Source organism: Agromyces seonyuensis, from assembly GCF_009789225.1.
Classification (GTDB): domain Bacteria; phylum Actinomycetota; class Actinomycetes; order Actinomycetales; family Microbacteriaceae; genus Agromyces; species Agromyces seonyuensis.
This window is the reverse complement of sequence record NZ_WSTA01000102.1, coordinates 1-12,055: the sequence shown is the minus strand read 5'-3', so window position 1 is coordinate 12,055 and position 12,055 is coordinate 1. Positions and strand designations below refer to the sequence as shown.

Genomic DNA, 12,055 nt, shown 5'->3' with positions numbered 1-12,055 from the left:
CGCGAGCCGGCTCGGCCGCGGGGCGCGCGGCCTCGGGACGGCCCGCGCCGACGGGCACCGGTGCCTCGGCGCCGGGCGCCGGCACGAGGACACGGGCGAGCATGAGCTCGAGCTGCAGTCGGGGCGAGGACGCGCCCGTCATGTCGGCGAGGGCCGTGTTGACGAGGTCGGCGACCCGGGAGAGCTCGGCGTTGCCGAACGAGCGGGCCTGCACTGCCATGCGGTCGAGCTCGTCGTCGGGGACGCCGCGGAGCACCGCGGCCGCGGCCTGCGGCGAGGAGGCGCCGACGACGATGAGGTCGCGGAGGCGCTCGAGGAGGTCTTCGACGAAGCGGCGCGGGTCCTGGCCGGTCTGCACGACGCGGTCGGCCGCGGCGAACGCGGCCTGCGCGTCCCGGGCGGCGAGCGAATCGACGACGTCGTCGAGCAGCGCACCGTGGGTGTAGCCGAGCAGTGCGACGGCGCGCTCGTAGTCGACGGCATCGCCTTCGGAGCCGGCGATGAGCTGGTCGAGGAGCGAGAGGGTGTCTCGAGGCGACCCGCCGCCCGCGCGCACGACGAGCGGCAGCACGCCGGGGGCGACCGCCACGCCCTCCTCGGCGCACAGCTTGCCGACGTACTCGAGCATCGGACCGGGCGGCACGAGCCGGAACGGGTAGTGGTGGGTGCGCGAACGGATCGTGCCGAGCACCTTGTCGGGCTCGGTGGTCGCGAAGATGAACTTCACGTGCTCCGGCGGCTCCTCGACGATCTTCAGCAGCGCGTTGAAGCCCGACGGCGTCACCATGTGCGCCTCGTCGATGATGAAGATCTTGTAGCGGTCGCGGGCCGGGGCGAAGATGGCGCGCTCGCGCAGGTCGCGGGCGTCGTCGACGCCGCCGTGGCTCGCCGCGTCGATCTCGACGACGTCGAGGGAGCCGCCGCCGTCGCGGGCCAGCTCGACGCAGCTCGGGCAGGTGCCGCACGGCGTGTCGGTCGGGCCCTCGGCGCAGTTGAGGCAGCGCGCGAGGATGCGCGCCGACGTCGTCTTGCCGCAGCCGCGCGGGCCGCTGAAGAGGTAGGCGTGGTTCACCCGATCGGTGCGCAGTGCGGTCATGAGCGGCTCGGTGACCTGCGACTGCGCGATCATGTCGGCGAAGGCGTCGGGCCGGTATCGGCGGTAGAGGGCGGTGACCACGGACCCCATGCTAATCGGCGCCTCCGACACGCGGCCCGTGCGTTCCGGCCGGGCATGGCGCGCCGAGGAGTATGCTCGCCCCGCATCCGCAGGTACGGCCGATCCGGAGGGGGACCGAATGGCCGAACGAACGCTGACCCAGACCGCGTTGAAGCACTTCCGAACGCTCCTCGACGAGCGCCGGGCCGAGACGCTCGTGCATCTCGCGGCGCTCGAGGACGACCTCGGGGTCGCGAGGCAGGCGCGTGCAGAGGGTTCCGCCGACGACGAGCACGACCCCGACGGCCCGACGATGTCGCAGGCCTGGTCCCAGCTCTCGGGTCAGATCGTCGACGTCAACGCCGAGATCATCGGCATCGACGCGGCGATCGACCGCATCGAACGGGGCACGTTCGGCGTGTGCGTGAACTGCGGCAATCAGATCGCCAAGGCCCGCCTCGAGGCGCGCCCGGCGGCCGAGTACTGCATCGACTGCGCGCGCAAGCAGCGCTGAGACGGCCGGAACGCCCGACCCGGCTCGTGGCGCGGGGCTCAGGCGCCGACGGCCTCGAGGGTCTGCCGCGCGATCTCGAGCTCCTCGTCGGTCGGCACGACGAGCACGGACACCCTCGAGTCCGCCGTCGAGATCGTGCGCGGCTCGCGGCTGCGCACGGCGTTCGCTTCGGCGTCGAGCACGACGCCGAACCCCTCGAGTCCGGCGAGCGCGGCGGCGCGCACCGGTGCCGAGTTCTCGCCGACGCCGGCGGTGAAGACGATCGCGTCGACGCGGCCGAGCTGGGCGGCGTAGGCGCCGACGTAGCCGCGGATGCGGTGGGCGTAGACGTCGAACGCGATCTGCGCGGTCTCGTCGCCCGCCTCGACCGCGGCGACGAGGTCGCGCATGTCGGCGTGCCCTGAGAGGCCGAGGATGCCCGATTCGCGGTTGAGCACCCGGTCGACGTCGTTCGGCGACAGATGCACGCGCCGCTGCAGATGCAGCAGCACCGCCGGGTCGATGTCGCCCGAGCGCGTGCCCATGACGAGCCCTTCGAGCGGAGTCATCCCCATGCTCGTCTCGACCGAGCGGCCGCCGTCGACGGCGCAGACCGACGCGCCGTTGCCGAGGTGCAGCACGATCGTCTTGAGCTCCTCGAGCGGCCGGCCGAGGTACTCGGCGGCGGCACGGGAGACGTAGCGGTGCGACGTGCCGTGGAAGCCGTAGCGGCGGATGCGGTGCTTCTCGGCGAGCGCCCGGTCGATCGCGTAGGTGTAGGCGGCCGGCGGCAGGGTCTGGTGGAAGGCCGTGTCGAAGACGGCGACGTGCGGCACGTCGGGGAACTTGCGCTCCGCGGCCTCGATGCCGGCGAGGTTCGCCGGGTTGTGCAGCGGCGCGAGCGTCGAGAGCTCGTCGATGTTGATCTTCACGAGCTTCGTGACGATCGTCGGCTCGACGAAGCGGGCGCCGCCCTGCACGACGCGGTGGCCGACGGCGACGGGCGGATGCTCCGCGAGCGAGGGCCCATGCTCGCCGAAGGCCGCGAACATGGCGTCGAAGGCGGCGCCGTGGTCGGGCGCGTCGACGTCGGCCTCGAAGGAGGCCGTGCCGCCCGAGGCATCCGGGACCTGGTGCTCGAGCCGCCCGCCGTCGGTGCCGATGCGCTCGACGAGCCCCGAGGCGAGCGTGCCCGTCTCGGGGTCGATGAGCTGGTACTTCAGCGACGACGAGCCGGAGTTGACGACGAGGACGATGCTCATTCGCCCGTCTCCTGGCCGGCCTGGATCGCGGTGATGGCGACGGTGTTCACGATGTCCTGCACGAGCGCCCCTCTCGAGAGGTCGTTGACCGGCTTGTTGAGTCCCTGCAGGACCGGGCCGATCGCGAGCGCCCCCGCGGAGCGCTGCACGGCCTTGTACGTGTTGTTGCCGGTGTTGAGGTCGGGGAACACGAAGACCGTCGCGCGGCCGGCGACCGCCGACTCGGGCAGCTTCGTCTTCGCGACGGCGGCGTCCGCGGCGGCGTCGTACTGGATCGGGCCCTCGACGGCGAGCTCCGGCGCCCGCTCGCGCACGAGCTCGGTCGCGCGGCGCACCTTCTCGACGTCCTCGCCCGAGCCGGACTGGCCGGTCGAGTAGGAGAGCATCGCCACGCGCGGCTCGATGCCGAACTGGCGGGCGGTCTCGGCGGCCTCGATCGCGATGTCGGCGAGCTGCTCGCTCGTCGGGTCGGGGATGACCGCGCAGTCGCCGTACACGAGCACGCGGTCGGCGAGGGCCATGAGGAAGACGCTCGAGACCGAGCCGACGCCCGGCTTCGTCTTGATGATCTCGAAGGACGGCTTGATCGTGTGGGCCGTGGTGTGCGCGGCGCCCGAGACCATGCCGTCCGCCAGGCCGGTGGCGACCATCATGGTGCCGAAGTAGGAGACGTCCTGCACTCGTTCGCGCGCCTGTTCGAGCGTGACGCCCTTGTGCGCGCGCAGGCGCTGGTATTCGGCGGCGAACTTCGCGACGTGCACGGCGTCGTGGTTCGACACGACGTTGGCGCGCCGGATGTCGAGGCCGAGGCCGAGGGCGCGGGAGCGCACCTCGATCTCCTCGCCGAGGATGGTGAGCTCGGCGACGCCGCGGGCCAGCAGGGTCGCCGCCGCGCGGAGGATGCGGTCGTCGTCGCCCTCGGGGAGCACGATGTGCTGCTGGGCGGCGCGGGCGCGCTCGAGCAGCGTGTACTCGAACATGAGGGGCGTCACGACCTCGGGCACGCCGAGGTCGATGCGATCGAGCAGCCGTTCGCCGTCGACGTGCCGCTCGAAGAGCGCGAGCGCGGTGTCGTGCTTGCGCTGCGACTCGGCGGCGAGCCGGCCCCGCGTTCGGGTGATCGCGACGGCGGCGGCGTAGGAGCCGAGTTCGCAGCGGATGACCGGGAGGTCGACGTCGAGGCCGGCGATGAGCCGCTCGATGGCCGGCGCGATCGGGAAGCCTCCGTTGACGACGATCGCCGAGATCGACGGGAACGCCGTCGACGCATGGGCCGTGATGACGCCGAGCAGCACCTCGCTGCGGTCGCCGGGCACGATCACGATGCCGCCCTCGATGAGGCGGTCGAGCACGTTCTCCATCGACATCGCGGCGACGACGACGGCCAGGGCCTCGCGGTCGAGGAGCGCCTCGTCGCCCGAGTACAGCTCGCCGTCGACGGCCCGCATGATGGAGCGCACGCTCGGTGCGACGAGGTAGCGGTCCTCCGGGATCGCCCACACGGGCGCGTCGGCGCGGCCGCCGGCGGCGGTCACGCGTTCGATCGCCGAGATGATCTCGTCGAGCGCGTCGGGGTCGGCGCGGTTGGCCACGATGCCGAGCAGCGTCGCGTGCTCGCGCTCGAGCTCCTCCAGCGAGAGTTCCGCGAGTCCGGCGATCTCCTCCGGCCTGCGGGCGGGCGCGGCGCCGAGCTGCTCGGGGTGGGCGCTCCACCCCGCACGGCCGCCGAGCACGAGCAGCACGGCCGCACCGAGGTTCGCGGCGATGCGCGCGTTGTAGGCGAGCTCGGTCGGGCTCGCGACGTCGGTGAAGTCGGTGCCGACGATCACGACGGCGTCGCAGCGCGCCTCGACCGCTTTGAAGCGCTGCACGATGCGCGCGAGCGCGGCATCCGGATTCTGGTGGACGTCCTCGTACGTGACGCCGACGGCGTCGGCGTAGTCGAGGTCGATCACGCCCTCGTGCGCGAGGAGCAGTTCGAGCACGTAGTCGGGCTCGGTGGTGGAGCGGGCGATGGGCCGGAAGACGCCGACGCGGCTGGCACGCCGCACGAGCGTGTCGAGCGTGCCCAGGGCGACCGTCGACTTCCCGGCGTTGCCCTCGATGGAACTGATGTAGATGCGGTGCGCCACGTCTTCCAGGCTAGTGAGGCGCGTGCCCGGAATCGAGGCCATTCGTCCAGCCGACGTCCAGGCTCGCAGGCAATCGGCAGGATGCACGAACGCCGCGCCCGATCCGATCGGAGGTCGGCGGAACGATCGGCTCGCGGCACCCGGTCGCCCTGCCGGCCGCCGATGTGCGGCGAGCCCGGCGGTGATCTACCCTTGCCCAGCGCGTCGCCCCGAACGCGCCGTTCCCCTGCGTCATCGGAGACTGCACGTGCACCACCCCATCGCCCTCATCGGCGCGGGACCGTCCGGCCTGGCCGGCGCCCGTGCGCTCGATGCCGCGGGCCTCGACTTCGTCGGCTTCGAAGCCTCGTCGGACGTCGGCGGCCTCTGGGACATCGACAACCCGCGCTCGACCGTCTACGAGTCGGCCCACCTCATCTCGAGCCGCACGACGACGGAGTTCGCCGAGTTCCCGATGGACTCGAGCATCGACTACCCGGGCCACCGCGAGCTCGTGCGCTACTTCGGCGCGTTCGCCGACCGCTTCGACCTGCGCCGACGGTTCCGCTTCGGCACCCGCGTGGTGAGGGTCGAGCCCGTCGACGGGGACGCCTCCGGACAGCGCGGCTGGCTCGTCACGAGCGAGGGCCCCGAGGGCCGCCGCACCGAGACGTTCTCGGCCGTCGTCCTCGCCAACGGCACGCTCGCCGAGCCGAACGTGCCGGCCTTCCGCGGCGAGTTCGCCGGGGAGATCCGGCATTCGAGCGCGTACAAGCGGGCGCAGGAGTTCGCCGGCAAGCGCGTGCTCGTCATCGGCGCCGGCAACTCGGGCTGCGACATCGCCGTCGACGCCGTGCACCACGCGGCATCCGTCGACCTGTCGGTGCGCCGCGGCTACTGGTTCGTGCCGCGCTACCTCTTCGGCAAGCCCTCCGACACGCTCAACCAGGGCCGCCCGCTGCCCGCGCGGATCAAGCAGTTCGTCGACTCCCGCGTGCTCAAGCTCTTCACCGGCGACCCCGTGCGCTTCGGGTTCCCGAAGCCCGACTACAAGATCTACGAGTCGCACCCGATCGTGAACACGCTCGTGCTGAACCACCTCGGGCAGGGCGACCTCCGCGTCAAACCCGACATCGATCGGTTCGAGGGCAGCACCGTGCACTTCGCCGACGGCTCGAGCGCCGATTACGACCTCCTCCTGCTGGCCACGGGGTACCGGCTCGACTACCCCTTCGTCGACCGCGAGCACCTCGACTGGACCGGCGACGCCCCGGAGCTCTACCTCAACGTCTTCCCGCGCTCCTTCAACGGCCTCGCCGTGCTCGGCATGATCGAGGCGTCCGGCATCGGCTGGGAGGGCCGGGCCGAGCAGGCCCGCCTCCTCGGGCGCTACCTGAAGGCCGTGCAGGATGCCCCCGCGAGCGCGGCCCGCTTCCGCGCGCAGGCGGCGAAGCCGTGGCCCGACCTGACCGGCGGCTACCGCTACCTCGGACTCGCGCGCATGTCGTACTACGTCAACAAGGACGCGTACCGCGGCACGGTGCGCAAGCTCACCGAGACCCTGCCCGACCCCGCCCGCGCCCCGCGCGCGGCAGCCACGACCGCCGCGACGGCGGAGCACGAAGGAGTGCGCGCGTGAACATCGACGACGTCCTGCTGAACTTCACCCCGGGGGCGATGACCGCCCTGAACCTCGTGCTCGGCCTCATCATGTTCGGCATCGCGCTCGACACGAAGGTGTCGGACTTCCGTGCGGTGCTGACCGCGCCGAAGGCGATGATCATCGCGCTCGTGGCGCAGATCGTGCTGCTGCCGGCCGTGACCTTCGGGCTCAGCCTGCTGCTGAACGTGCAGGCCTCGATCGCGCTCGGCATGATCCTCGTGGCGTGCTGCCCGCCCGGCAACATCTCGCAGGTGCTCACCTACCGCGCCCGCGGCAACGTCGCACTGTCGGTGTCCATGACGGCCGTCGCGAACGTGCTGTACATCTTCCTGATGCCGATCTCGATCGCCTTCTGGGGCGGCCTGCACCCGACCGCCCGCGAGATCGTGCACGCGGTGAGCCTCAACGGGTGGCAGATGCTGCTCGAGATCCTGCTCATCATCGGCCTGCCGTTCGTCGCCGGCCTGTTCATCGCGAACCGGTGGCCGCGCTTCGCGGCGCGCGTGCAGCCGTGGTTCCGCTGGGGCAGCCTCATCGCCCTGCTCGGCTTCATCATCGCGGCGCTCGCCGGCAACTGGGCGTTCTTCGTCGCCTACGTCGGCGTCGTGCTGCTCGCCGTGTTCCTGCACGACGCGGTCGCCCTCGCGCTCGGCTACGGCTCGGCCGTCATCGGCGGGCTCGGCTCCCGGGAGCGCAAGGCGATGACGTTCGAGGTCGGCATCCGCAACGCGGGCCTCGGCCTCGGCCTCGTCTTCACGTTCTTCGGCGGCCTCGGCGGCATGGCGATCGTGGCCGGCTGGTGGGGTATCTGGGACATCATCGCCGGACTCATCGTCGCGACGCTCTGGGCGCGGCGCACGCGGTCGAAGGCGAGCGAGGATGCTCTGCTCGAGGCCGCTCCGACGGCGGGAGGCGTCGCGTGACCCGCATCCTCGTCACCGGCGGTTCCGGGTTCCTCGGCTCCTCGACGGTCGCGGCGCTCGCCGCGCATCCCGAGGTCTCGCTCGTCGTCTCGGGCGACATCCGCCCGCCTGCCGGTCCCGTGCCCGACGGCGTCGTCGTCGAGACGTGCGACGTGACCGACCCCGAGGCCGTGCGCGGCGTGCTCGCCCGCAACGCGGTCGACGTGATCGTGCACCTCGCCGCCATCGTCAACCCGGGCACGCTGCCCGAGTCCGTCGAGGAGGCCGTCGACGTCGGTGGCACCGCCAACGTGCTCGCCGCCGCGGTCGAGTCCGGCGTGCGCCGCATCGTCGTGTCGAGCTCGGGCGCCGCCTACGGCTACCACGCCGACAACCCCGAGTGGCTCAGCGAGAGCGACGCGATCCGCGGCAACGAGGAATTCAGCTACTCGCGGCACAAGCGCCGCGTCGAGGAACTGCTCGCCGAGTACCGGCAGTCGAACCCGGAGCTCGAGCAGGTGATCCTGCGCATCGGCACGATCCTCGGCCCGGATGTCGCCAATCAGATCACCGCCCTCTGGGAGGGTCCGCGACTGCTCGTCGTGCGCGGCTCCGAGAGCCCGTTCGTCTTCGTCTGGGTCACGGATGTGGTGGGCGCGATCGCGCGTGGCGCGACCGGTCCGGCGACGGGCGCGTTCAACGTCGCGGGCGACGGGCGGGTGACCGTGCCGGAGATCGCCGCGGCGATGGGCAAGCGCACGCTGACGCTCTCCCCCGGCGTCCTGGCGTTCGCGCTGCGCGTCGGCAGCGCGCTGAAGCTCACGGTGCACGGCCCCGAGCGCGTGGGCTTCCTGCAGTTCCGGCCCGTGCTCGACAATGCGCGGCTGAAGACGGAGCTCGGCTACACGCCGGCGAAGACGAGCCGCGAGGCGTTCGAGTCGTACCTGTCGGCGCTCGGGCTGAAGGCGCTCGGGTAGCGAGCCGCCACCGCCGGTCGAGTAGCGAGCGCCAGCGAGCGTATCGAGACCCCGCGAGCCGACTGCCGGACTCCGGCGGGCAGCCTCACCGGGTCTCGATACGCTTCGCTACTCGACCAGCGGAACGCCGACTCGACCGACGAAGGTCCGGCGGGCAACCTCACCGGGTCTCGATACGCTTCGCTACTCGACCAACGGGAGTTCGCTGCTCGACCAGCGGCGCTGCGGCGGGCATCCGGAAACGAAAAGGACCCCCCGCGCACCCGCCAGAGCCCGGTTACCCTTGCTGCGTCTCCGCCCTGGGGGAGTTGGCCTGGATGGCGCCACGCGGGGAGCCGTGGACGAGTCTACCCGACGCCGGGCGGTGCTCGCGCCGCCGAGCGGATCGCGATGGTTCGGAGCATCCCCTCGCGTCGGGTAGGATCGTATGCGGTCGTTCTGCTCCGGCAGCACGCCGAGGAGGATTCGCCTAGTGGCCTATGGCGCACGCTTGGAAAGCGTGTTGGGTGAAAGCCCTCGGGGGTTCGAATCCCCCATCCTCCGCGATTCGCCCCCGTTCGGACTCCACTCCGGCCGGGGGCGTTTCATTTTCCCCGTCGTCGATCCGGCGGGCGGACCGGTTCGGGGTCGCGATCAGTCGCGGGGGAACTCGTGGAGGTCCGACTCCAGGGTCGTGCCGTTGAGTTCGAGGAAGAGCCGACGCTCGGTGACCGTCAGGGTCATCGCGTTGCGGCGCTCGAGGACGTCGACGGCGGCGTCGATGAAGCCCGGGTCGAAGCTGTGGAGCACGAGCTCGTCGGCGCGGTGGATGCGCTTGCCGTTCCAGAGCGCGGCGACCTTCGCCGGGTCGCGGTGCGTGTAGACGACGGTGCGCTCGGACTGCTTCGAGCCCAGGTGCAGCCGCTCGGCATCCGGAGCGCCCACCTCGACCCACGCGAGGATGCGACCCGTGAGGTCGCGCACGAGCACGGCGGGCAGGTCGGTCGCCGAGACGCCGTCGGTGAAGGCGATGCCCTCGGCGTACTCGAGGCAGTAGGCGAGCACCCGGGTCAGCATGAACGCCCCGGTCTCGGACGGGTGCTGCGCGACGCGGAGGTCGAGCTCCTCGTACACCCCGCGGTCGACGTCGGCCAGGTTCACCGTGAAGGTGTGGATCGTTGCTCCGGTTGCCACGGGGGTCGAGTCTACCGAGCGGCCCGGCGACCCGATGCCCCCGCGCATCCCGCGACTACACGAGTTCCGGGACTCGCCTCTCCGGCCGCTCGACCTCGGCCTCGGGTCCCGGCCGCCTCGGGGCGGACCCCGACGGCCACCAGTTCCATCGCCCGAGCAGCGTCATCGCCGCCGGCAGGAAGAACCCGCGCACGAGCGTGACGTCGAGCAGCACCGCGACGAGCATCCCGATCCCGATCTCCTTCATCGCGACGAGCTCCCCGATCGCGAAGCCGAGGAAGACGATCCCGATCGCCGCGGCCGCGGTGGTGACGACCGGTCCCGTCCGGGTGATCCCGAACTGGACCGCCTCGGCGTTCGCCCGGCGCGGATCGGCCTGCGGGTCGCGCGCGCTCCACCGCTCGTGGATGCGGGCGAGCAGGAACACCTGGTAGTCCATCGTCAGGCCGAAGGCGAGCAGGCCGATGAGCAGCGGGGTCGTGACGTCGAGTGTGCCGATCGGTTCGAACCCGAGCAGGGCGGCGCCCCAGCCCCACTGGAACACCATGACGAGCACGCCGAGCGTCGCGGTCATGGTGAGCGTGCTCATGGCGAGCGCCTTGAGCGGCACGACGACGGAGCGCGTCAGGGCGAAGAGCAGCGCGAAGCTCGCGAGCACCACGACGCCGATGGCGAGCGGGATGCGCTGCGCGAGATGCGCCTGCGTGTCCACGAGTGCGGCTGCCGGACCCGCGACCTGCAGGGTCAGTTCCGTGTCGAGGGCCCGGATGTCGCCGACGAGCCGCCTCGCCGCCTCGCCGGTCGCGCTGTCGCCGGTCGGCGTGACGTCGACCGCGGTCACCGAGTTCGGCAGGTCCGGCACGAGGTCGGCGTCGGCGACGCCGTCGAGGGCGGCGATCGTGTCGAGCAGGCCGCGCACCGCGGGGTCGTCGAAGTCCCCCTCGATGAGTACGGTGACCGGCTCGACGCCGAGTCCGGCGAAGCCCGATGCGGCGCGTTCGTAGGACACGCGTTCCTCGGTGCCGGCCGGGAGCGAGCGGATGTCCGAGCTGTCGAGCGCGAGGGAGGCGACCGGCGCCGAGAGGGCGCCGAGGAGCGCCGCGGCGCCGACCAGCACACCGACCGGACGACGCCCGGCGAGCGCCGCCGAACGCCCGAGCAACCCGACGGAGGCCCGGCTTCGGCCGCCCCACGGCCGCGACCAGGTGCGGACGCCGGGCTCGGGCAGGTGCCGGTGGACGAGGGCGATGGCGGCGGGGACGAGCGTCAACCCGGCGAGGGTCGCCAGCAGGACGACGACGGCGCCGCCGAGAGCCATCCCCGACAGCAGCGGTTCGCCGAGCAGCAGGAGGCCGATCAGCGCGATGAACACGGCCGCGCCGGAGACGAGCACGGCCCGGCCCGACGAGCGCACCGTGCGCGCCAACTGCTCCGCGAGGTCGTCGTCCGGCGCGGCCGCACGCTCCTCGCGGAACCGGAAGAGCATGAGCAGGCTGTAGTCGACCGCGAGGCCGAGCCCCAGGATCGTCACGATGTTGATCGCGAACTCGTTGACGGGCATCACCTGCACCAGAGCGGCGAGGGCCAGCAGCGAGGCGACGATGGTCGCGAGGGAGACCGCGATCGGCAGGAGGCCGGCGCGGAATCCGCCGAGCACCATGACGAGGACGACGAGCAGTACGAGGATCGCGAGTCCCTCGCCGACGGCGGCCCCGGTCAGGGCACGATCGACGAACGCCTGCTCGGCGAGCAGTTCGCCGCCCACGAGGACCTCGGGCGCCTCGATGCCGTGCAGCAGCGCCGAGACGGCGGCCGCAGCCGACAGCGACTCCTCCTCGCCGAGTCCCCGGTCGAGCTCGACGACGACGAGCGAGGACCGGCCGTCGTCGCCGATGAGCCCGCCGCTCGTGTACGCGTCGGTCACTTCGGCGACGCCGGGGACGGCGCGGATCTCGGCCATCGCGGCGCTGGCGCTGTCGCGGAGGACGGGGGCGAAGAAGTCTTCGCCGGCGATCACGGCCGTGACGATCTCCCCCTCCGGATCGAGGTCGTCGAGTTCCGCCTCGGTCAGGAGGGACTCCGAACCGGCCGGGGCGTCGGCGACGGAGGTCATCCGGTCGAAGACCTCGCCCGCGCTGAACAGTCCGAGCGCGACGAGCACGCTCCAGGCGGCGATGACGAGGAAGCGTCGTCGGACGGCGAATCGTCCGAGTGCGGCGAGCATTTCCGGATCCTCCAAGAGGTGAGGCGGCAGGGATGGGGGGTCCCGCCGGGGGGCGGGGGGGGGGCGGGGCGCCGGGGGGGAGGGGGGGGGTGCG

9 protein-coding genes, 1 tRNA gene and 1 other RNA gene are annotated in these 12,055 nt (G+C 72.0%); 5 read left to right on the top strand and 6 right to left on the bottom strand.

The genetic code is table 11. The features are described 5' to 3' along the window. Positions 1 to 1,177, bottom strand: a 1,177-nt coding sequence (locus tag GB864_RS16365) for a DNA polymerase III subunit gamma and tau (protein ID WP_160426766.1), incomplete at its 3' end; no start/stop codon positions are given. Between the two features lie 118 nt (positions 1,178 to 1,295). On the opposite strand from GB864_RS16365, the gene GB864_RS16360 reads away from it, so the two are divergent. Next, a complete protein-coding gene (locus GB864_RS16360) occupies positions 1,296 to 1,670 on the top strand; it encodes a TraR/DksA family transcriptional regulator (protein WP_160426765.1) in 375 nt (124 codons plus the stop codon). A gap of 38 nt (positions 1,671 to 1,708) precedes the next feature. Here GB864_RS16360 and GB864_RS16355 read toward each other — a convergent pair whose 3' ends face one another. Both GB864_RS16355 and pta read right to left on the bottom strand, forming a co-directional pair. Next, positions 1,709 to 2,911, bottom strand: a complete 1,203-nt coding sequence (locus tag GB864_RS16355; RefSeq protein WP_160426764.1) for an acetate/propionate family kinase — start codon at positions 2,909 to 2,911, stop codon at positions 1,709 to 1,711. Then, a complete protein-coding gene (pta, locus tag GB864_RS16350) occupies positions 2,908 to 5,043 on the bottom strand; it encodes a phosphate acetyltransferase (RefSeq protein ID WP_160426763.1) in 2,136 nt (711 codons plus the stop codon). Before pta ends, GB864_RS16355 begins: the two co-directional genes overlap by 4 nt. A 247-nt stretch (positions 5,044 to 5,290) precedes the next feature. Here pta and GB864_RS16345 point away from each other — a divergent pair, with 247 nt between their 5' ends. Genes GB864_RS16345 through GB864_RS16335 form a run of 3 tightly spaced genes read left to right on the top strand, consistent with a single transcriptional unit; the run spans position 5,291 to position 8,564 of the window. Further along, complete coding sequence (locus GB864_RS16345) at positions 5,291 to 6,661, top strand: flavin-containing monooxygenase (RefSeq protein ID WP_336604047.1); 1,371 nt, start codon at positions 5,291 to 5,293, stop codon at positions 6,659 to 6,661. Then, on the top strand, positions 6,658 to 7,608 hold the full coding sequence (locus GB864_RS16340; RefSeq protein WP_160426761.1) for a bile acid:sodium symporter: 951 nt from the start codon (positions 6,658 to 6,660) through the stop codon (positions 7,606 to 7,608). Before GB864_RS16345 ends, GB864_RS16340 begins: the two co-directional genes overlap by 4 nt. Continuing rightward, on the top strand, positions 7,605 to 8,564 hold the full coding sequence (locus GB864_RS16335) for an NAD-dependent epimerase/dehydratase family protein (protein ID WP_160426760.1): 960 nt from the start codon (positions 7,605 to 7,607) through the stop codon (positions 8,562 to 8,564). The genes GB864_RS16340 and GB864_RS16335 overlap by 4 nt, the downstream gene beginning before the upstream one ends. Before the next feature lie 243 nt (positions 8,565 to 8,807). On the opposite strand, the gene ffs is transcribed toward GB864_RS16335, so the two are convergent. Continuing rightward, positions 8,808 to 8,904: signal recognition particle sRNA small type (ffs, locus tag GB864_RS16330), an RNA gene on the bottom strand. A 118-nt stretch (positions 8,905 to 9,022) separates the two neighbouring features. Here ffs and GB864_RS16325 point away from each other — a divergent pair. Then, positions 9,023 to 9,107: transfer RNA gene (locus tag GB864_RS16325), tRNA-Ser, on the top strand. A gap of 90 nt (positions 9,108 to 9,197) precedes the next feature. On the opposite strand, the gene GB864_RS16320 is transcribed toward GB864_RS16325, so the two are convergent. Both GB864_RS16320 and GB864_RS16315 read right to left on the bottom strand, forming a co-directional pair. Next, positions 9,198 to 9,737, bottom strand: a complete 540-nt coding sequence (locus GB864_RS16320; protein ID WP_160426759.1) for a YaeQ family protein — start codon at positions 9,735 to 9,737, stop codon at positions 9,198 to 9,200. A 55-nt stretch (positions 9,738 to 9,792) separates the two neighbouring features. Next, positions 9,793 to 11,961 (bottom strand): MMPL family transporter, encoded by a 2,169-nt coding sequence (locus tag GB864_RS16315; protein ID WP_160426758.1) that lies wholly within the window; start codon positions 11,959 to 11,961, stop codon positions 9,793 to 9,795. Positions 11,962 to 12,055: the final 94 nt, after the last annotated feature.